Origin of the sequence: Pseudomonas amygdali (genome assembly GCF_002699855.1) — a bacterium.
GTDB classification, from domain to species: Bacteria; Pseudomonadota; Gammaproteobacteria; order Pseudomonadales; family Pseudomonadaceae; genus Aquipseudomonas; species Aquipseudomonas amygdali.
Genome location: NZ_LKBW01000146.1, coordinates 1 through 21,327, shown reverse-complemented (window position 1 = coordinate 21,327; position 21,327 = coordinate 1). Strand labels below are relative to the sequence as shown.

17 protein-coding genes and 1 pseudogene are annotated in these 21,327 nt (G+C 56.7%); 15 read left to right on the top strand and 3 right to left on the bottom strand.

All coding sequences use genetic code 11. The features are described from left to right. Nucleotides 1-89: 89 nt before the first annotated feature. The 14 genes from mtnA to AO277_RS11935 all read left to right on the top strand — a co-directional run bounded on the left by mtnA (nt 90) and on the right by AO277_RS11935 (nt 18,396). A complete protein-coding gene (gene mtnA, locus AO277_RS12000; protein ID WP_044318058.1) occupies nt 90-1,166 on the top strand; it encodes an S-methyl-5-thioribose-1-phosphate isomerase in 1,077 nt (358 codons plus the stop codon). A gap of 304 nt (nt 1,167-1,470) precedes the next feature. Continuing rightward, nucleotides 1,471-4,257, top strand: a complete 2,787-nt coding sequence (gene gyrA, locus AO277_RS11995) for a DNA gyrase subunit A (RefSeq protein WP_002554567.1) — start codon at nt 1,471-1,473, stop codon at nt 4,255-4,257. A 204-nt stretch (nt 4,258-4,461) separates the two neighbouring features. Beyond that, nucleotides 4,462-5,547 carry a 3-phosphoserine/phosphohydroxythreonine transaminase gene (gene serC / locus AO277_RS11990; protein ID WP_044318057.1) on the top strand — a complete coding sequence of 362 codons (1,086 nt, stop codon included), beginning with the start codon at nt 4,462-4,464 and terminating at the stop codon, nt 5,545-5,547. Continuing rightward, nucleotides 5,547-6,641, top strand: a complete 1,095-nt coding sequence (gene pheA, locus AO277_RS11985) for a prephenate dehydratase (RefSeq protein ID WP_044318056.1) — start codon at nt 5,547-5,549, stop codon at nt 6,639-6,641. The genes serC and pheA overlap by 1 nt, the downstream gene beginning before the upstream one ends. A 57-nt stretch (nt 6,642-6,698) precedes the next feature. Next, nucleotides 6,699-8,303 carry a prephenate dehydrogenase/arogenate dehydrogenase family protein gene (locus AO277_RS11980; RefSeq protein WP_044318055.1) on the top strand — a complete coding sequence of 535 codons (1,605 nt, stop codon included), beginning with the start codon at nt 6,699-6,701 and terminating at the stop codon, nt 8,301-8,303. Further along, nucleotides 8,300-8,989 carry a (d)CMP kinase gene (gene cmk, locus AO277_RS11975; RefSeq protein ID WP_002554563.1) on the top strand — a complete coding sequence of 230 codons (690 nt, stop codon included), beginning with the start codon at nt 8,300-8,302 and terminating at the stop codon, nt 8,987-8,989. Before AO277_RS11980 ends, cmk begins: the two co-directional genes overlap by 4 nt. 121 nt (nt 8,990-9,110) lie before the next feature. Then, on the top strand, nt 9,111-10,802 hold the full coding sequence (gene rpsA / locus AO277_RS11970; protein ID WP_002554562.1) for a 30S ribosomal protein S1: 1,692 nt from the start codon (nt 9,111-9,113) through the stop codon (nt 10,800-10,802). Nucleotides 10,803-11,122: 320 nt separating this feature from the next. After that, on the top strand, nt 11,123-11,419 hold the full coding sequence (gene ihfB / locus AO277_RS11965; RefSeq protein ID WP_002554561.1) for an integration host factor subunit beta: 297 nt from the start codon (nt 11,123-11,125) through the stop codon (nt 11,417-11,419). Nucleotides 11,420-11,443: 24 nt separating this feature from the next. Beyond that, nucleotides 11,444-11,686, top strand: coding sequence for a lipopolysaccharide assembly protein LapA domain-containing protein (locus AO277_RS11960; RefSeq protein ID WP_005731290.1), 243 nt, complete (start codon nt 11,444-11,446; stop codon nt 11,684-11,686). Nucleotides 11,687-12,106: 420 nt separating this feature from the next. Then, nucleotides 12,107-13,543, top strand: a complete 1,437-nt coding sequence (locus tag AO277_RS11955; protein WP_044318054.1) for an MBL fold metallo-hydrolase — start codon at nt 12,107-12,109, stop codon at nt 13,541-13,543. A 262-nt stretch (nt 13,544-13,805) separates the two neighbouring features. Beyond that, nucleotides 13,806-14,786 (top strand): UDP-glucose 4-epimerase family protein, encoded by a 981-nt coding sequence (locus AO277_RS11950; protein ID WP_044318053.1) that lies wholly within the window; start codon nt 13,806-13,808, stop codon nt 14,784-14,786. Continuing rightward, nucleotides 14,779-15,795, top strand: a complete 1,017-nt coding sequence (locus tag AO277_RS11945) for an MraY family glycosyltransferase (protein WP_005731293.1) — start codon at nt 14,779-14,781, stop codon at nt 15,793-15,795. Before AO277_RS11950 ends, AO277_RS11945 begins: the two co-directional genes overlap by 8 nt. Nucleotides 15,796-15,894: 99 nt before the next feature. Then, nucleotides 15,895-17,889 (top strand): polysaccharide biosynthesis protein, encoded by a 1,995-nt coding sequence (locus AO277_RS11940; RefSeq protein ID WP_004665954.1) that lies wholly within the window; start codon nt 15,895-15,897, stop codon nt 17,887-17,889. A gap of 159 nt (nt 17,890-18,048) precedes the next feature. Then, nucleotides 18,049-18,396, top strand: a complete 348-nt coding sequence (locus AO277_RS11935; RefSeq protein ID WP_002554556.1) for a ComEA family DNA-binding protein — start codon at nt 18,049-18,051, stop codon at nt 18,394-18,396. Nucleotides 18,397-18,500: 104 nt separating this feature from the next. On the opposite strand, the gene AO277_RS11930 is transcribed toward AO277_RS11935, so the two are convergent. Next, nucleotides 18,501-19,070 carry a TetR/AcrR family transcriptional regulator gene (locus AO277_RS11930; protein WP_002554555.1) on the bottom strand — a complete coding sequence of 190 codons (570 nt, stop codon included), beginning with the start codon at nt 19,068-19,070 and terminating at the stop codon, nt 18,501-18,503. Nucleotides 19,071-19,513: 443 nt separating this feature from the next. On the opposite strand from AO277_RS11930, the gene AO277_RS11925 reads away from it, so the two are divergent. Further along, the gene (locus AO277_RS11925) at nt 19,514-20,791 is read left to right on the top strand and encodes an aromatic amino acid transport family protein (RefSeq protein ID WP_044318052.1); all 1,278 of its coding nucleotides are present in this window, start codon (nt 19,514-19,516) and stop codon (nt 20,789-20,791) included. Between the two features lie 72 nt (nt 20,792-20,863). Here AO277_RS11925 and AO277_RS11920 read toward each other — a convergent pair whose 3' ends face one another. Both AO277_RS11920 and AO277_RS11915 read right to left on the bottom strand, forming a co-directional pair. Then, the gene (locus AO277_RS11920) at nt 20,864-21,070 is read right to left on the bottom strand and encodes a hypothetical protein (protein ID WP_002554553.1); all 207 of its coding nucleotides are present in this window, start codon (nt 21,068-21,070) and stop codon (nt 20,864-20,866) included. A gap of 123 nt (nt 21,071-21,193) precedes the next feature. Then, a pseudogene (locus AO277_RS11915) lies at nt 21,194-21,262 on the bottom strand (transcription elongation factor GreAB); the annotation flags it as partial. Between the last annotated feature and the right edge of the window lie 65 nt (nt 21,263-21,327).

Sequence of the window (21,327 nt, the reverse complement as noted above, 5' to 3'; positions counted from 1 at the left end):
GCGAAGTATACCCGAGCGTCTTCGCAGGCGGCTCGCTATAATCAGCGGCTTTTGATGCTGGGTTTCGGATGTTCAAGATGGAGTTGGCGATGCGCGATCGACTGTTGGCTGCAGAGAAAGTTAAGGCCATCGATTGGCGAGACGACGCTCTGTACCTGCTGGACCAGTGGGTACTGCCGTTCGAGGAAGTCTGGCACCGCTATACCACCGCCGAGGGAGTCGCCGAGGCGATTCGCACGATGGTCGTGCGCGGGGCACCGGCCATCGGTATCAGTGCCGCCTACGGTGCGGTGCTGGGCGCACGTGCGCGCATTGCCGAAGGCGAAGACTGGTATCCGGCGCTGGAAGAAGACATGCAGTTGCTGGCCGACTCACGCCCGACCGCCGTGAACCTGTTCTGGGCGCTGAACCGGATGCGTGATCGTCTGATGCGTGTGAAGGACGGTGACGATCCGCTCGTGGCCCTTGAGGCAGAAGCCGTGGCGATTCACTTGAGTGATCGCGAGGCCAATCTGACCATGGCGCAACTGGGCGCCGACCTGATCCGCAGGCATCAAGGCAACTTGCAGACGGTGCTCACCCACTGCAATACCGGAGCGCTGGCCACCGGTGGGTTCGGGACTGCGCTGGGCGTGATCCGCGCAGCGCATCTGGAAGGCATGATCGAGCGGGTCTATGCCGATGAAACCCGGCCCTGGCTGCAGGGGTCGCGGCTTACCGCCTGGGAGCTGGCCAATGAAGGCATCCCGGTCACCCTGAATGCAGACTCCGCCGCTGCGCACCTGATGCGTACCAAGGGTATTACCTGGGTCATCGTCGGGGCTGATCGCATCACCGCCAATGGCGATGTTGCGAACAAGATCGGCACCTATCAGCTTGCCGTAGCCGCGATGCACCACGGGGTGCGCTTCATGGTGGTGGCACCGAGTTCGACCATCGATATGGAGATGGCCAGCGGCGACGACATCATCATTGAAGAGCGCGACGGCCGTGAGCTGCTTGAAGTGGGCGGTCAGCGGGTCGGTGCACAGGTCGAGGCCTTCAATCCGGTGTTCGATGTGACACCGGCAGACCTGATCGATGCGATTGTGACCGAGAAGGGCATTGTCGAGCGTCCCGATACAGCCCGGATGGCGCAATTGATGAGCCGTAAACACCTTCACTGATGCGGTCGGGCTCGAGCCGTTGCCGCTGTGCAATGCGGCTGGGCGGGCCTGTAAGCGTTTCTCAGGCGTCTTGCACGCCGGTGGCTCGTTTTCAGCGCCTGCAAAGGATGTGAGCGCCTCGGCGATTGTGGTAGTATCCGGAGGTTATCGGGGACACTGATTGTAGTCGCCCACGCTTCGTAGATTCATGGCATAACTCGTTGATTTGTCGTAAGTCGCTGCCCTGCACATGCTGGCAGCGGCGAGCTTCGTATACCCCGAATGGGTTTGCGAGGTTTCACCAGAAAAAGGAATCAGGCTTCTCATGGGCGAACTGGCCAAAGAAATCCTCCCGGTCAATATCGAAGACGAGCTGAAGCAGTCCTACCTCGACTACGCGATGAGCGTAATCGTCGGTCGAGCACTGCCCGATGCGCGCGACGGCTTGAAGCCCGTGCACCGGCGCGTGTTGTTCGCAATGAGCGAGCTGGGTAACGACTGGAACAAGCCGTACAAGAAATCCGCCCGTGTGGTTGGTGACGTGATCGGTAAGTATCACCCGCACGGCGATACGGCCGTGTACGACACCATCGTTCGTATGGCTCAGCCATTCTCGCTGCGCTACCTGCTGGTAGACGGTCAGGGCAACTTCGGTTCGGTCGATGGCGACAACGCTGCGGCCATGCGATACACCGAAGTGCGCATGACCAAGCTGGCGCACGAGCTGCTGGCCGACCTGCACAAGGAAACCGTGGACTGGGTGCCGAACTACGACGGCACCGAAATGATCCCCGCGGTCATGCCGACCCGTATTCCCAACCTGCTGGTCAACGGTTCCAGCGGTATCGCCGTGGGCATGGCGACCAACATTCCGCCGCACAACCTCGGTGAAGTCATCGATGGTTGCCTGGCACTGATCGACAACCCAGAGTTGACGGTCGACGAACTGATGCAGTACATCCCCGGCCCGGATTTCCCGACAGCGGCGATCATCAACGGCCGTGCGGGTATCATCGAAGCCTATCGCACGGGTCGTGGACGCATTTACATGCGTGCCCGCTCCATCGTCGAAGACATCGACAAGGTCGGCGGACGTCAGCAGATCGTCATCACCGAGCTGCCTTACCAGCTGAACAAGGCACGTCTGATCGAGAAGATCGCCGAGCTGGTCAAGGAAAAGAAACTCGAAGGCATTACCGAGCTGCGCGACGAGTCCGACAAGGACGGTATGCGCGTGGTCATCGAGCTGCGTCGTGGCGAAGTGCCAGAGGTTGTTCTCAACAACCTTTATGCCCAAACCCAGCTGCAAAGCGTTTTCGGTATCAACATCGTTGCCCTGATTGACGGCCGTCCACGCATCCTGAACCTCAAGGACCTGCTGGAAGCCTTTGTTCGTCACCGTCGCGAAGTGGTTACCCGCCGTACCGTATTCGAGCTGCGCAAGGCGCGTGAGCGTGGCCATATCCTTGAAGGTCAGGCTGTTGCGTTGTCCAACATCGACCCGGTCATCGCCCTCATCAAGGCCTCTCCGACACCTGCAGAAGCCAAGGAAGCGTTGATCAAGACGCCTTGGGAATCAAGCGCAGTGGTCGAAATGGTCGAGCGTGCAGGTGCCGATTCGTGCCGCCCTGAGAACCTGGACCCGCAATACGGTCTGCGTGAAGGCAAGTATTTCCTGTCACCGGAACAGGCTCAGGCCATTCTGGAACTGCGTCTGCATCGCCTGACCGGTCTGGAACACGAGAAGCTGCTGGGCGAGTACCAGGAAATCCTTAACCAGATCGGCGAGCTGATCCGCATCCTCAACAGCGCAACGCGCCTGATGGAAGTGATCCGCGAAGAGCTGGAAGTGATCCGCTCCGAGTACGGCGATGCCCGTCGTACCGAGATTCTCGATGCACGTCTGGACCTGACCCTGGGTGACCTGATCACCGAAGAAGAGCGTGTGGTCACCATCTCCCATGGCGGCTATGCCAAGACCCAGCCATTGGCGGTCTATCAGGCTCAGCGTCGTGGCGGCAAGGGCAAGTCGGCCACCGGCATCAAGGATGAGGATTACATTGCTCACCTGCTGGTCGCCAACAGCCACACCACGCTGCTGATGTTCTCCAGCAAGGGCAAGGTGTACTGGCTCAAGACCTATGAGATCCCGGAAGCGTCCCGCGCTGCCCGTGGTCGTCCGTTGGTCAACCTGTTGCCGCTGAGCGACGGCGAATACATCACCACCATGCTGCCGGTTGACCTCGAAGCCATGCGCAAGCGTGCCGACGAAGAAGGCGAAGCCCTTGAGGGCGAGCTGGACGACGCGGAAAACAGCAGCGAGACCGAAGAAGAGCGCAAGGTCCGTATCAAGGCCGCCGACAAGAAGAAGGCTCCGTTCATCTTCATGTCCACCGCCAACGGTACCGTCAAGAAGACCCCGCTGGTTGCATTCAGCCGTCAACGCAGCTCGGGCCTCATTGCCCTTGAGCTGGACGAGGGCGACATCCTGATCTCCGCTGCCATTACCGATGGCGAACAGGAAATCATGCTGTTCTCCGATGGCGGCAAAGTGACCCGCTTCAAGGAATCCGATGTGCGCGCCATGGGGCGTACCGCTCGTGGCGTGCGTGGCATGCGTCTGCCAGAAGGGCAAAAGCTCATTTCGATGCTGATCCCGGAAGAAGGCAGCCAGATCCTCACCGCTTCCGAGCGCGGCTACGGCAAGCGTACGGCCATTTCCGAGTTCCCCGAGTACAAGCGTGGTGGTCAGGGTGTCATCGCCATGGTCAGCAATGAGCGTAACGGCCGCCTGGTTGGCGCAGTTCAGGTGCTTGATGGCGAAGAAATCATGCTGATTTCCGATCAGGGCACGCTGGTGCGTACCCGGGTGGGCGAAGTGTCCAGTCTGGGCCGTAACACTCAGGGCGTGACCCTGATCAAGCTGGCCAGCGACGAGAAACTGGTCGGTCTGGAGCGTGTTCAGGAGCCGTCGGAAGTCGAAGGCGAAGAGCTTGAAGGTGAAGAGGTTATTGACGGCGTGATCGTCGATGCCGCTGAAGTGGAAGTGGACGATGCCGGTGAAGACCTGCAAGCGGACGCTGCGCCAGATGAAGACGAACCGCAGAACTAAGCTGTAACGTAAATCAGGTAAGGGCTGGCTCGTCTGTGAGTGCATGTGCATTCCAGGCAAGTCCTTCCCTTGCGGCATTCGGCCAGCCCTGCAGCCGGATCAGAATTTCAGCAAGGAGCTGCCAGTCGCTGCGGCGTCTGTCTGCTCGTGGCAAGCAACCAGAAACAAGCGCGTACAGACCCAACGTATTTGACGAGAGTGGATATGAGCAAGCGAGCCTTTAACTTCTGCGCAGGTCCTGCTGCGCTTCCTGAAGCTGTTCTGCTGCGTGCCCAGGCGGAACTCCTCGACTGGCACGGCAAAGGCCTTTCCGTCATGGAAATGAGCCACCGCAGTGACGAGTTCGTCTCCATTGCCACCAAGGCCGAGCAGGATCTGCGCGATCTGCTGTCCATCCCCTCCAATTACAAAGTGCTGTTCCTGCAAGGCGGCGGGAGCCAGCAGTTCGCGCAGATTGCGCTGAACCTGCTGCCGGAAAACGGCAAGGCCGACTACATCGATACCGGCATCTGGTCGCAGAAGGCTATCGACGAGGCATCGCGCTACGGCACGGTCAACGTCGCCGCCAGCGCCAAGCCTTACGACTACTTTGCCATTCCCGGTCAGAACGAGTGGAAGCTGTCCAAGGATGCTGCCTACGTTCACTACGCGCCAAACGAAACCATTGGTGGTCTGGAATTCAACTGGATTCCCGAAACCGGCGACGTGCCGCTGGTTGCCGACATGTCTTCGGACATCCTCTCGCGCCCGGTGGACATCTCGCGTTTCGGCATGATCTACGCTGGCGCCCAGAAGAACATCGGCCCCAGCGGCATCGTGGTGGTGATCATTCGTGAAGACCTGCTGGGCCGCGCACGTTCGCTGTGCCCGACCATGCTCGACTACAAAGTCGCTGCCGACAATGGCTCGATGTACAACACGCCGCCGACCCTGGCCTGGTACCTGTCGGGGCTGGTCTTCGAATGGCTCAAAGAGCAGGGCGGTGTAGAGGCAATCGGCAAGCGCAACGAAATCAAACAGCGCACGCTGTATGACTTTATCGACGCCAGCGAGCTGTACAGCAACCCGATCAACAAGCCCGATCGTTCATGGATGAACGTGCCGTTCCGTCTGGCTGACGATCGTCTCGACAAGCCGTTCCTGGCCGGTGCCGATGCAAACGGTCTGCTCAACCTCAAGGGCCATCGCTCGGTGGGCGGCATGCGTGCATCCATCTACAACGCAATCGATATCAACGCCATCAACACGTTGGTGGCCTACATGAAAGACTTCGAGAAGGAGCACGGCTGATGTCCGAGCAAGAACTCAAGGCGCTTCGCGTCCGTATCGACAGCCTCGATGAGAAAGTTCTGGAGCTGATCAGCGAGCGTGCCCGCTGTGCCCAGGAAGTGGCCAGGGTCAAGATGTCCTCGCTGGCTGAAGGCGAAGTGCCTGTGTTCTATCGCCCGGAGCGCGAAGCTGCAGTGCTTCGGCGAGTCATGGAACGCAATCGTGGTCCGTTGAGCAACGAAGAGATGGCGCGGCTGTTTCGCGAAATCATGTCTTCCTGCCTCGCGCTTGAACAGCCGCTCAAGGTCGCCTATCTCGGCCCTGAGGGTACGTTTACCCAGGCCGCCGCGATGAAGCATTTCGGGCATGCAGTCATCAGTCTGCCGATGGCTGCGATTGACGAAGTGTTTCGTGAAGTGGTTGCCGGTGCCGTGAATTTTGGCGTGGTCCCGGTGGAAAACTCCACCGAAGGCGCGGTCAACCACACGCTCGACAGCTTTCTTGAACACGACATGGTCATCTGTGGAGAAGTCGAGCTGCGTATCCACCACCATTTGCTGGTGGGCGAAAGCACCAAGACGCAAAGCATCACGCGCATCTATTCCCACGCTCAGTCGCTGGCCCAGTGCCGCAAATGGCTGGATGCCCATTACCCGAATGTCGAGCGCGTCGCCGTTGCCAGCAACGCCGAAGCCGCCAAGCGGGTCAAGGGCGAGTGGAATTCGGCGGCTATCGCTGGCGATATGGCGGCAGGCCTGTATGGTCTGACGCGTCTTGCGGAAAAGATCGAAGATCGCCCGGACAACTCCACGCGCTTCCTCATCATCGGCAACCAGGAAGTCCCGCCGACCGGCGATGACAAGGCCTCGATCATTGTGTCGATGAGCAATAAGCCGGGTGCGCTGCACGAGCTGCTGGTGCCGTTTCACGAGAGCGGTCTGGACCTGACACGCATCGAAACCCGCCCGTCGCGCAGTGGCAAGTGGACTTACGTGTTTTTCATCGACTTTGTCGGCCATCACCAGGACCCGCTGGTCAAGGCCGTGCTGGAAAAAATCAGCAGTGAAGCCGTTGCCTTGAAGGTGCTGGGTTCCTACCCGAAAGCGGTTCTTTGAGGGCGTTGTGCATGATCCGTTTGTTTGTTGTCTTGTCGGGCTGTCAGGTGTGTTCGCGTGGTTGATGTAATTTCGGAACAACCGGCCCGGCCGTTGATCGGTCGTCTGGTGGTCGTGGGGCTTGGGCTGATCGGCGGCTCCTTTGCCAAGGGCGTGCGCGAAAGCGGCCTGTGTCGCGAAGTCGTCGGCGTCGATCTTGATCCGCAGTCGCGAAAGCTGGCTGTCGAACTGGGGGTAGCGGATCGCTGTGAGGCCGATCTTGCCTTGGCCTGTCATGGTGCCGACGTGATTCAGTTGGCGGTGCCGATTCTGGCTATGGAAAAGCTCCTCGCGCTGCTTGCGCCGCTGGATCTGGGTAACGCAATTCTCACCGATGTCGGCAGTGCCAAAGGCAACGTGGTCAGCGCTGCGCGCCAGGCATTCGGCCATATGCCGACACGTTTTGTGCCCGGGCATCCGATTGCCGGGTCCGAGCAGAGTGGCGTTGAAGCGTCCAATGCGGCGCTGTTCAGGCGTCATAAGGTCATTCTGACCCCGCTGGCTGAGACCGATCCTCAAGCGGTGGCGATTGTCGACCGGTTGTGGTCTGTCTTGGGCGCCGATGTCGAGCACATGCAGGTCGAGCGTCACGATGAGGTGTTGGCTGCAACCAGCCATCTGCCGCATTTGCTGGCATTCGGTCTGGTCGACTCACTGGCCAAGCGTAATGAAAACCTGGACATATTCAGGTATGCCGCTGGCGGTTTCCGTGATTTCACGCGTATTGCAGGCAGCGATCCGACCATGTGGCACGACATCTTCATGGCCAATCGGCAAGCAGTACTGCGCACGCTGGACAGCTTTCGTACGGATCTCGATGCCTTGCGCGATGCGGTAGACGCTGGCGATGGCGCACAACTGAAGGATGTGTTCACCCGCGCTCGCGCAGCCAGGGAGCACTTCGGCAGAATTCTGGCCAGTCGTGCCCGGGTCGATACAGCGTCTGGCGACCATCGTGAGGTTCGCGGCGGGCCTGCGGATGGCGTGAGCCACCACATCAAAGGGCCGGTGGATGTCATGTCTGCGGTGCTGTTCATGGTGGCAACGTCGATCAGCGAAGGGTGCGACTTGCTGCTCGAGGACGTTCCGGTCAGTTCCCTTTGTGAGGGGGCGATCGATATCCTGCGCCTGATGGGCGGCGACATCGTGCTGCAAAATATCCGCAAACTGGCGAGCGGGACGCTCGCAGACCTGCATGTCCGCTCCGCCCGGCTGAAAGGGGCTGATATTCCTGAAGCGCTGGTGCCATTGGCGATCAATACATTTCCGGTGCTGCTTGTTGCCGCAGCGTGTGCAGAAGGGCGTACCATTCTGCGCGGCGCACAGGCGCTGCAAGCCGACGAGTCAGAGTGCGTCAGGCTGATGGCCGATGGTCTGCTGGCTCTGGGTATCGAGGCCGAGCCTGTGCTGGATGGCATTATTATCGAAGGCGGTGTGCCAGGTGGCGGCGAGGTTGACGCTCGCAGCGATCAGCGTATCGTCATGGCGTTTCGCGTTGCATCGTTGAGGGCTTCGGCGCCCATCCGTATTCAAGCGTGCGCGGATGCCGCCGCATCGTTTCCCCATTTTCTGGCGCTGTGCGCTCAGGTTGGCATGCGTGTAGCGCAAGAGGACAAAAAGTGAAAATCAAAGCTCCCGTTATCACCATCGACGGACCCAGCGGTTCCGGAAAGGGCACTGTAGCCGGGTTGCTGGCCAGAAAACTCGGCTGGTGCCTGCTTGATTCCGGTGCGCTGTATCGTCTTCTGGCTTTTGCCGCGCGTAATCATGGCGTCGACCTGACCAATGAAGAGGCGCTCAAGCTTCTGGCCGCTCATCTGGATGTGCAGTTCGAAGCGACTGCGGCAGGACAGGGGCAGCGCATCATTCTGGAAGGCGAGGATGTCACCCATGCCATTCGCAACGAGCAGGTAGGCAGCGGCGCGTCGCAGGTGGCTTCGCTGCCGGCGGTGCGCGACGCCTTGCTGTTGCGCCAGCGCGCTTTTCAGGAGGAGCCGGGCCTTGTTGCAGATGGTCGCGACATGGGCACCGTGGTGTTCCCGGATGCACCACTGAAGATATTCCTCACTGCCAGTGCCGAGGAGCGTGCGCGCAGGCGTTACTTGCAGTTGAAGGCTAAGGGCGATGATGTTAGTCTGTCGAGTCTGCTAGATGAGATATGTGCACGCGACGAGCGTGACACCCAGCGAGCGGTAGCCCCGCTGAAGCCGGCGCACGACGCCATACAGCTGGATTCCACTGAATTGTCCATCGAGCAGGTGCTGGAACGCATTCTGAGCGAAATCGCGCTTCGCGGTATCGCCGGATGACGAAGAAGCGTGTGGGAGACCAGTCATAGTCCCGCAGGCTTTCTTTTACTTGAACGAAACCCACGTTGTCTGGAGCGTGGCAGATGGGCGTATTCTTCGCCCTTGATCAACAGGAATTAAAATGAGCGAAAGCTTTGCAGAACTTTTTGAAGAAAGCCTAAAGACCCTCAACCTTCAGGCTGGTTCGATCATCACCGCTATCATCGTGGATATCGACTACCAGGCAGGTTGGGTTACGGTTCACGCCGGTCTGAAATCTGAAGGCCTCATCCCGCTGGAACAGTTCCACAACGACGCTGGCGAGCTGACCATCAAGATCGGCGATGAAGTTCACGTTGCGCTGGACGCGGTCGAAGATGGCTTTGGCGAAACCAAGCTGTCCCGCGAAAAAGCCAAGCGTGCCGAGTGCTGGATCGTTCTGGAAGCGGCTTTCGCAGCTGAAGAAGTGGTCAAGGGCGTTATCAACGGTAAGGTTAAAGGCGGCTTCACTGTCGACGTTAACGGCATCCGTGCGTTCCTGCCTGGTTCTCTGGTTGACGTCCGCCCTGTGCGTGACACGACTCACCTGGAAGGCAAAGAGCTCGAGTTCAAGGTCATCAAGCTGGACCAGAAGCGCAACAACGTTGTCGTTTCCCGTCGCAGTGTCCTGGAAGCCGAGAACAGTGCCGAGCGCGAAGCTCTGCTCGAGTCCCTGCAGGAAGGCCAACAGGTCAAGGGTATCGTCAAGAACCTCACCGATTACGGCGCATTCGTCGATCTGGGTGGCGTCGATGGCCTGCTGCACATCACCGACATGGCCTGGAAGCGCATCAAGCATCCATCGGAAATCGTCAACGTTGGCGATGAGATCGATGTAAAGGTCCTGAAGTACGATCGCGAGCGCAATCGTGTTTCCCTGGGTCTGAAGCAACTGGGTGAAGATCCATGGGTTGCTATCAAGGCTCGCTACCCGGAAAGCACCCGCGTTACCGCGCGTGTTACCAACCTGACCGACTATGGCTGCTTCGCAGAGCTGGAAGAAGGCGTGGAAGGCCTGGTACACGTTTCCGAAATGGACTGGACCAACAAGAACATCCACCCTTCGAAAGTCGTTCAGGTTGGCGACGAAGTGGAAGTCATGGTTCTGGACATCGACGAAGAGCGTCGTCGTATCTCCCTCGGCATCAAACAGTGCAAATCCAACCCATGGGAAGATTTCTCTGGCCAGTTCAACAAGGGCGATAAAATCTCCGGCACCATCAAGTCGATCACCGATTTCGGTATCTTCATTGGTCTGGACGGCGGCATCGACGGCCTGGTTCACCTGTCCGATATCTCCTGGAACGAAGTGGGCGAAGAAGCTGTACGTCGCTTCAAGAAGGGCGACGAGCTCGACACCGTGATCCTGTCTGTTGATCCTGAGCGTGAGCGCATCTCGCTGGGTATCAAGCAGCTGGAAAGCGATCCGTTCTCCGAGTACGTCACTGTCAATGACAAGGGCGCTATCGTTCGCGGTATCGTTAAAGAAGTTGACGCCAAAGGCGCCATCATCACCCTGGCCGACGACATCGAAGCGACCCTCAAAGCCTCTGAAATCAGCCGTGACCGCGTTGAAGACGCGCGTAACGTTCTGAAAGAAGGCGAAGAGATCGAAGCCAAGATCATCAGCGTTGACCGCAAGAGCCGCGTAATCAGCTTGTCCATCAAGTCGAAAGACGTTGAAGACGAGAAAGAAGCCATTCAGAGCCTGCGTAGCAAGCCTGAAGTCGCTGAAAGCACTGGTCCTACCACCATTGGTGACCTGCTGCGCGCGCAAATGGAAAAACAGAACTAAGTTCTGCTTGACCACAAAAAGGACGACTTCGGTCGTCCTTTTTTATTTCTGCTGCTAAGGCCTTACAGGTTCTTGTTTCAGGAATGTCTGCACAGGCACTGCCCAGGCTGCCAAATGTCCTCAGTGGCCTCTCAGGCCGTCTCTATTCTTCGAATGCTCCAGCTCCCTTCCGATACGTCTCGCCTGTAATGTGGGTGTAATCTTTTCATGCCTGGTAGACAGTATTGAACATAAGTCAATAGATGGGCTGTTCAAATTCATCCGGTCATGCTAAAACCTTCCAAGCGCTGATCTAGCTGCTTGAAAAAGAAGGGAAAAATATGACGAAGTCGGAGTTGATCGAACGAATTGTCACCCATCAAGGGCTGCTCTCATCCAAGGATGTCGAGCTGGCCATCAAGACCATGCTTGAACAAATGTCCCAATGCCTGGCGACCGGTGACCGAATCGAAATTCGGGGTTTTGGCAGCTTTTCACTGCATTACCGTGCACCGCGAGTAGGGCGCAACCCGAAGACCGGCCAGTCGGTTAGTCTCGACGGCAAGTTTGTCCCGCATTTCAAACCGGGCAAAGAGTTGCGGGATCGGGTCAATGAGGATGAAGAAGAGGGCTTTTGAAGCCATTTACCACAGGATCACCAGATGCGTATCTTCAAACGAGTCATTTTGATCGTCGCCGTGTTGCTTGCTGTTTTGGCAACAACCGTGTTCGTGCTTGAAAACCGGCAATCTGTCGCGGTAACTTTTTTCGGCTGGTCAGCGCCTCAGCTTCCGTTGGCATTGCCTGTTGTCCTCGCTCTGCTGCTGGGAATGATTATCGGCCCAGTGCTGACATGGATAGCCCGTCTTCGAAAAAAACGTGCACCTTCCCCTCGCTCCGTCTGAGCATCACAGCAGCGCTGATCAGGCGTCGCCGCAGGCATTTCTGGCGACGTGATATGCGCATTCTCCACGCCCTTGCGCTCAATTGAATGCCATGCGGCGTTTTGAGGCTGGCGTGTAATTCATGTCTATAGTCGGTATTTTTCAAAAAAAGCCGACTTATAATTCTGTCAGTTTATTCTTATGTTTTACGAGGAATAGTTACTTCGGTATGTAGGAATATTCTCTTTTTAATTAAGGTGCCCATTCTAAAGGGCTATCCGGTTATCTTCTTTAGCAGCGTCTATTGCTGCTGTTCTGACGGCTTTGTGTCAAGTCTTGAAAATAAGCCTTTCACGTGCAGAATGCGCCGAAATTTACTGTTCAGATCCGATGCCGGATGTTGCAAACATCAAGTGAAGGCTGGCAAGAAAAGGTGACTGCATGTCTTATCCGGAAATTATTCATCATGGTGCTGTCGATACGGTAACGGGCTCATGCCATCAACTGTGTATGGATGTCTCGAGTAACCTGTTGATCGACTGCGGCTCGGTGCAGGAGCGTGGTGAGCGTGCCGCCTCATTCGGGTTCGATCCCGAGACTATCAGGGCGCTGCTGGTCACCCATGTACACAATGACCATGTCGGGCGTATCCCCGAGTTGCTGGCCTCTGGCTACAAGGGGCCCATACTGTGCAGCGAGCCCAGCGCCCATCTGCTGCCACTGGTCATGGAAGATATCCTGAAGATCGAGTTTGCGCATGACCCCGAACAAATACAGCGTTACCTGGAGCTCATCAACAAGAGAATCATCGCGCTGCCATTCGATAACTGGTTCAGTCTGGTCGAACACGAAAAATTGCACTGCCGGGTTCGTCTGCAGCGTGCCGGACATATACTCGGTTCTGCCTATATCGAGTGCGATCTGCATTACCCTGCGCAAGGGCGTTCCCTGCGTGTAGTGTTCTCCGGTGATCTCGGCGCAAGTCACACACCGTTTCTGCCAGCCCCCAAGCCCCCGGAACGCGCGGATGTTCTGATTCTGGAAAGCACTTACGGTGATCGCCTTCACGAGGATCGCAGCATTCGCCAGCAAGCACTTGAGCGGATCATTGACAAGGCACTCGAAGATAGCGGCACCGTTCTGATACCTGCGTTCAGCATCGGCCGTACTCAGGAATTGCTCTACGAGCTGGAGGACATTCTGCGGCGCAAAATGCCGTTGAATCACTCTGTCGAAAACAGTGCGCTCCCGGCTGGAGGTGAAGTACCGCCTGCCGATTGGTCGAGATTGCCGATCATTCTTGACTCACCTCTGGCGAGCCGGTTCACGAAGGTTTATCAGGCATTCGAAGACTATTGGGATGAGGATGCCCGGCTAAGGCTTGACGCTGGCAGAAAGCCGCTGGGTTTCGAGCAGCTGATCACCGTCGATACGCATGAGGAGCACCTGCGTACCGTCAACTACCTGACCAGCACTGCGCGTCCGGCCATCGTGATTGCCGGCAACGGCATGTGCGTCGGCGGCAGAATTGTCAATTACCTGAAAGCCATGTTGGGCGATGCCAGGCATAACGTGGTGTTTGTCGGCTATCAGGGCAAGGGAACACCCGGTGCAGCCATCCAGATGCACGGTCCTTTGGGTGGCTATGTCGAACTGGATCGTGAACGCTTTGATATCCACGCAGGGGTTCATACTGCCAAAGGTTACTCCGCCCATGCGGATCAGGCAGGACTTGTCAGTTTCGTGACCGGCATGAAAGAGTGGCCTGCGCAGATTCGACTGGTGCATGGCGAGGCAACTGCGAAAAAGATGCTGGGGGATATTCTGGGTCGTAAATACTCGCTTGAAAAAAGAACGGTAGAGCTGCTTATTCCTTGATAGGCGAGCGCGCTAGTTATCGGTTGAAGGCGTAATTGAATTTTCAAGGTGTGCACCTGGCCCTGATTAATGTAAATCACCTACGTCCCATACTGGAGGCCCGAGGGTCACTGATGCAGGCATTTATACAGTTGATTCAGGTGCACTGCCGAAAAGGGTTTTTTACGCCGACGGGAAAGTTATAAAATGGACTGAAGATATTTTCAGTTGTCAAAAAGCGTCACATACGGAATATTTGGCTAATTTTGAAGGGCGTTCTTGCATGAGCGGTGATGTTGCATTGGTTGCAATAACAGGTGCGACAGGTTTCGTGGGCAGTGCTGTTGTGCGCCGATTGATCGAGCGCACCGGTCATTCTGTTCGGGTTGCGGTGCGGGGTGCCTATGCCTGCTCTTCAGAACGCATCAAGGTTGTCAGCGCACAGTCGCTGGCTCCGGATAACCAGTGGTCTGATCTTGTAACCGGGGCGCATGTGGTTATTCATTGTGCTGCCCGGGTCCATGTACTCAATGAGACTGCTGACGAGCCGGATCAGGAATACTTTCGCGCCAATGTCACTGCGACGCTGAATCTTGCCGAGCAAGCTGCAGCAGCGGGGGTCAGGCGCTTTATCTTCCTCAGCTCCATCAAGGCCAACGGCGAGTTCACCCATCCCGGTGCGCCGTTCAGAGCCGACGATCCCTGTAATCCACTGGACGCTTATGGTGTTTCCAAGCAGAAGGCCGAGGAGGGGCTACGCGAGCTTTCTGCCCGATCCGGTATGCAGGTTGTGATTATTCGTCCGGTTCTGGTCTATGGCCCGGGGGGCAAGGCCAACTTCAAGAGCATGATGCGCTGGCTCGACAAGGGGCTGCCGCTTCCGCTCGGGTCCATCAACAATCGTCGAAGCCTGGTGGCGGTGGATAATCTGGCTGATCTGGCCATGGTCTGCGTCGATCATCCTGCTGCAGGTGACCAGACATTTCTGGTCAGTGACGGGGACGATCTGTCCACTACCCGACTTCTGCGTGAAATGGGCAAGGCCCTCGGAAAACCGGCACGCTTGCTGCCGGTGCCTGCAGGGCTGTTGAAAAGCGCTGCTGCATTGCTTGGCAAGAAAGCCTTTTCACAACGGTTATGCAGCTCGCTGCAGGTCGATATCAGTAAAACCTGTACGATGCTGGACTGGCATCCACCTGTGAGTATTGAACACGCCATGCAGGATACTGCTCGATATTATCTGGAACACGACAAACATGATTGAGTGGCTGTCAGTCATTGCTATTGCCTTTGTGTCTCTGCTTCTGACGGCGTTGCTGCGCAAGTATGCCCTCGCCAGAAGTTTGATCGACGTTCCAAATGCCCGCAGCTCACATTCCACACCTACACCCAGGGGCGGTGGCGTTTCTATCGTCGTTACCTTTGTCATGGCGATGGCAGTTCTGGCTTGGGCGGGGGATCTATCTGCATCGGCTCTTGCTGCAATCGTCGGCTCGGGAGGGCTGGTCGCCGTGATCGGTTTCATGGACGATCATGGGCACATCGCCGCACGATGGCGCCTGCTGGGGCATTTTTTTGCCGCTGCCTGGGCGTTGTTCTGGCTGGACGGGCTCGCTCCGGTTGACATCATGGGGTGGACATTCACCCCTGGTGCAGTCGGCCAGGTACTCGCGGCGTTCTACCTGGTATGGATGTTGAATCTTTATAACTTCATGGACGGTATTGACGGGATCGCTGGTATCGAGGCAGTTACGGTGTGCCTGGGCATGAGCATCATTTATGCGCTCGGTGACTATGTCGGGCTGTCGTGGGAGGTGCTTTTGCTGGCTGCCGCCGTTGCCGGTTTCCTTTATTGGAATTTTCCGCCGGCGAAGATATTCATGGGCGATGCAGGCAGCGGATTTCTCGGAATAGTGCTCGGTGTGCTATCCATTCAGGGTTCCTGGGCCTCGCCTCAGTTACTCTGGTCCTGGCTGATTCTGCTGGGTGTGTTTATTGTCGACGCAACGGTAACGCTTGTCCGGCGTCTGTTGCGCAAGGAAAAGCTCTATGAGGCCCATCGCAGCCATGCTTATCAGTTCGCGTCACGTCATTACGGCAGGCATTCGCCGGTCACGCTGGCTGTGGGGCTGATCAATCTGGTCTGGTTGTTACCTATTGCGATGTGGGTGGCACTGGGCGATGGCGAAGGGCTGATATGGACGGTAATTGCGTACATCCCCCTTGTTTTTCTGGCGCTAAGGTTCCGCGCCGGTGAGGCGGAAATCAGGTAACGAAGCGGTTTTCTGGTTGTCTCAGGCTCGTAGCTGTTTCACAGATACTGGTATGAGGTGATGGTTCAGCCGGTATCATAACGGAGCATTAAACAATTGATGAGCAGGTTGCGGGCCAGTTTGCTGGCTCTACCACGCCGCAAAAAGCGAATAATTCAGGTCGCTGCTGACGTTCTTCTTGTCTGGCTCGCGCTGTGGATGTCGTTTGTCGTGCGCTTGGGAATTGATGAGTTGATCAATCCTCTGGAAAAACATACCTGGCTTTTCATCAGTGCGCCGCTGGCTGCTATCCCATTGTTCATTCGTTTTGGCATGTACCGCGCGGTGATGCGCTATTTCGGCAACGACGCCCTGATTGCGATCATCAAGGCCGTCACGATGTCCTCTCTGATCCTCGGTTGCATGGTCTACGTTTACAGCAATCACCAGCAATTGGTGCCGCGCTCGGTCATCTTCAACTACTGGTGGCTGAGCATGGTGATGATCGGCGGCCTGCGCCTGGCCATGCGGCAGTATTTTCTCGGCGACTGGTTCGCCGCAGCGCAACACGTACCCTTTGCCAAGAGTGACAACGGTCTGCAGAAGGTCGCCATTTACGGCGCTGGCGCGGCAGGAAACCAATTGGTTGCTGCCTTGCGCATGGGACGCCTTATGCATCCGGTGGCGTTCATTGACGATGACGAGTCGATTTCCAATCGGGTGATTTCCGGCCTTCAGGTCTACAAGCCCCGAAATATCCAGCGAATGATAGATTCCACTGGTGCTCAGGAAATCCTGTTGGCGATCCCGTCTTCATCGCGCGGGCGTCGCCGGGAAATTCTGGGCTTTCTGGAAGGCTTTCCGCTCCACGTACGAAGCGTTCCCGGCTTCATGGACCTTGCCGCTGGCAGGGTCAAGGTAGACGATCTTCAGGAAGTCGATATCGCGGACCTTCTGGGACGCGATGCAGTTCCGGCCCGAGACAACCTGCTTGAGCACTGCATAAAGGGCAAAACGGTGCTGGTAACCGGCGCAGGCGGCTCGATCGGCTCAGAGTTGTGCCGACAGATATTACTGTTGCAGCCCACCCAGTTGCTGTTGCTCGACCACAGCGAGTTCAACCTCTACAGCATTCTTACCGAGCTTGAGCAGCGAGCGGCTCGCGAGTCTCTCTCGGTCAAGTTGCTGCCCATACTCGGGTCGGTACGCAATCACCCCAAGCTGCTGTCGATCATGAAAACCTGGAAGGTCGACACGGTCTATCACGCTGCAGCCTACAAGCATGTCCCTATGGTCGAGCACAATATTGCCGAGGGAGTCATCAATAACGTCGTCGGTACGCTCAATACCGCACAGGCGGCGTTGCAGGCGGGTGTTTCCAACTTCGTTCTGATTTCCACCGACAAGGCAGTGCGCCCGACCAACGTGATGGGCAGCACCAAGCGCCTTGCCGAACTGATACTGCAGGCGCTGAGTCGCGAGACCGCGCCGGTGATATTCGGTGACAAGGCCAACGTTTATCAGGTCAACAAGACGCGCTTCACAATGGTTCGTTTCGGCAATGTGCTCGGGTCGTCCGGTTCGGTTATTCCGCTGTTTCACAAGCAGATCCAGTCAGGCGGACCGTTGACGGTGACGCATCCCAAGATCACCCGTTACTTCATGACCATCCCCGAGGCCGCGCAGCTGGTCATTCAGGCGGGTTCCATGGGGCATGGTGGAGATGTGTTCGTTCTGGACATGGGCGAGCCGGTCAAGATTGTCGAACTGGCCGAGAAAATGATCCACCTGTCCGGTCTGTCCATTCGCTCCGAAAAAAACCCGCAGGGAGATATCTCCATCGAATTCACCGGGCTGCGTCCTGGTGAAAAGCTCTATGAAGAGCTGTTGATCGGGGACAACGTCGTTGCCACCGAGCACCCGATGATCATGAGTGCGAATGAAGATTTCCTGCAGTGGGATGTCTTGAAGGGCCGTCTTGTAAAACTGCTGGATGCGGTAGATCGCGACGATTACAACAGCGTGCGTCAATTGCTGCGAGAAACCGTAAACGGGTATGCACCGGAAGGTGAAATCGTTGACTGGATGTATCAGGAACGCAGCGGCGAACCGTGATTTGATCAACGATTACCGAGTGCCCGGCAACGGCAGACATACGTTGATTGATCTGGACATAGACAGCAACGCTCGACTTCTTTTCCAGGCGGCAGCAGTGCTCTAAGTTTCAGGCACAGCATGTGAAATGCTGCCTTTAACTGTTATGGAGCCTTATCTATGCGAACCCGTATCTTCAGTGCTTTGATCTTTGCCTTGCTTACCAGTGCCTCGGTTGCGGTCAACGCCACTGCGGCACCGTCTTCCTCCGCCGTGTCGCCCGCCACCATGGAAAACGCAGCGCCCGCGGCCGTTCACGAGCAACGTAACGATAAGGTCAATCTCAATACCGCTGATGCGCAAATGCTTCAGAAAGAACTGGCGGGTATAGGAAAAAACAAGGCCGATGCCATCGTTGCTTACCGGGACGCCAATGGCGAGTTTACCTCCGTCGATGAATTGATCGAAGTAAAGGGCATTGGCAAGGCTATTCTGGAGAGGAATCGCGAGAAGCTGGCAATTGATTAACCCTTGCTCTATCCACTAAACAGACAGGCCGATCAATGATCGGCCTGTCTGTTTATGCACGCTTTATCGAGAACGGATCTTGATAACGTTCTGTTTTCGATAAGTCAGTTGGCGCTCTTCTTTATCTCCTGTTTGAGATAGTCCCGGGTCGTGTCCAGAATGCGCTGCGACAATTCTTCGTTAAAAGCACTGCGGGCGAGTACCAGGCCGCCTACCAAGGTAGACAGCACCGGCAGGCTCTTGGATTCAGCACCCGTCTGCGCCAGAGACTGATCGAACAGTTCCAGCAAGTGAAGAATGATTTTATCCGTTGTTGCGCTGGGCTGGTCTCGCTGACCCAGTTCCAGGCACATGGTCGGTAGTGGACAACCGCCGTCTGGCGAATCGCGACTGTCTATAGAGAGGTAGAGATCAATGAATTCACTGAGCGAGTCCTGTCTGGCGAAAACGTCGCTGGTGATTCCTTTTACATTGTCGAGGGCGTGACTCAATGCCTGTTCAACAAGATCATCCTTGGATTTGAAATGCGCGTAGAAACCGCCATGGGTCAAGCCCAGTGCCTTCATCAAAGGTTGTAGGCCCGTAGCACCAATGCCATCGCGACGAAAGCGCATGGACGCTTCCTTGACGATACGTTGATGGGTTTGGGCCTTATGATCGAGCGCGTAACGCATGCGCTGAGTCTCCAGAGATGGGCCAATGTGTAACAGCACTTATACATGGATAGATGAATCGATGCAGCAGGCTTTCAATCGTGATGAGAACTTGTACCGGAATCAAGTGAAAGAACGCCTGTCTGCTTATCCAGCTAATGAGTGAGGCTGGCTGAAAAACGCAAACTGTTCCCGCGCAGAATGCAGGCACGGGTGCTCACTGAGCGCGCTGCCCTGTAAAACCACGACGTCGTCGACAAGAGGTCGATCATTCTCCAGCCCTTTGTGCAGAAGGCGTGCACGGGATTGCCTGCCTACAGTCCGGAAATTGTTGTCCTACAAGCCTTTGACTTCTGGCGTCAATCCCGGAGAATCTCGCCCGCTGTTTTCGAGGGGAGCGCTGAACTGCCGGCTTTTTCGACGCGCTGCCCTTTTTGATAAACCGGCCACGGAGAGTCGACCGGATGAATGATCAGGCTAACGGCGTCGTAGAACGCCTGGATGTAGCTCCCGAGAGCATCGCCTCTTGGAACCGTAATGACACCACCTGGATGCTCGGATTGTTCGGTACTGCCATTGGCGCAGGTACGCTGTTCCTGCCCATCAATGCAGGCATCGGTGGTTTCTGGCCACTGATGGTGCTGGCGTTGCTGGCGTTTCCCATGACGTTCTATGCCCACCGCGGGCTGACCCGTTTCGTACTGTCCGGGCGTGCAGGGGCCGATATCACTGAAGTGGTCGAGCAGCATTTCGGCAAAAGCGCCGGCGCGATGATCACCTTGCTGTATTTTTTTGCGATCTTTCCGATTCTGCTGATCTACAGCGTGGCCCTCACCAATACCGTGGGCAGTTTTCTTGAGCATCAGTTGCACATAGCGCCGCCGCCACGCGCAGCGCTGGCGTTCGTGCTGATCATGGGCCTGCTGGCCGTGGTGCGTTGTGGCGAGCGGATCATCGTCAAGGCGATGAGCCTTATGGTTTACCCTTTCATCGTCGCACTGCTGTTTCTGGCGGTATTCCTGATTCCGCACTGGACCGGTGGCATCCTGAGTACCGCGACCACCTTTCCCGAGCCTTCAGCGTTCCTGCCTACCCTGTGGCTGGCCATTCCGGTAATGGTATTTTCGTTCAACCACACGCCGATCATCTCGGCGTTTGCCGTTGATCAGAAACGTCAGTACGGCGAAAACGCCGAGGTACGCAGTTCGCAGATACTGGCCCGCGCCCACGGTTTGATGGTGGTGATGGTGCTGTTCTTCGTGTTCAGTTGCGTATTAACGCTCTCGCCAGCCCAATTGGCCGAGGCCAAGGCACAGAACATTTCGATCCTTTCCTACCTGGCCAACCACTTCAACAACCCGACCATCGCCTTCGTGGCGCCGCTGATTGCGTTCGTGGCTATTTCCAAGTCGTTTCTCGGCCACTACATCGGTGCAAGCGAGGGCCTGAAAGGGCTGGTTCTGAAAACCGGGCGTCGTCCTGCACCAAAGGCGCTGGATCGTCTGACAGCAGTCTTCATGCTGGTGGTGTGCTGGATGGTCGCAACGCTGAACCCGAGCATTCTGGGCATGATCGAGACCCTGGGCGGGCCGGTGATTTCGGCGCTGCTGTTCCTGATGCCGATGTATGCCGTCTACAAAGTACCCGCCATGCGCAAATATGCAGGTGCATGGTCGAACTACTTTGTGGTGGCCGCCGGTGTGGTGGCGATCTCTGCACTGATTTTTTCGCTGACACGCTGAACCCGGCAGACATGATCCTGGAAGCTGCGCCGATATACCGGCGCAGCCTTTGGCCAGGCTCTGCAATCAGGGTCAATCCACAGGTTCGGGATACAACGGCCTGGACAAATGCATGATGCTGGCATAGTCATAGACGTACTGGCGTCCCGCATGGCTGGTGGAACGCAATTGGTCGATCAGCTGTCGCTCTTTCTTGTTCAGGTATCTCAACGCCGGATCTTGACTGGACTTCAGGCGATCACGTTCATGGGCGTCAGGGAAAGCGATGACGTTCGTCATGAAAAATCTCCTTGGGTTTTAGTCCTTGTTTGCTTTGATGTTGCCCCGGTTGCGGTGATGATGGCGACGCTTCACCTTACCCACAAAAATTTGGTGCGATCAACCCTGTAGATGCCGGGTGTGTCACATCGTTTGTGTGATCTCGTAGGATTGTCCGCTGCCGTTGATGACAATCTGTACGGCATCGTCTTCGAGACTGTCAGAAATTTTGTGTTCGGGCATAACATGTAGCTAGAGGTGCATGTATGCCGACCAAA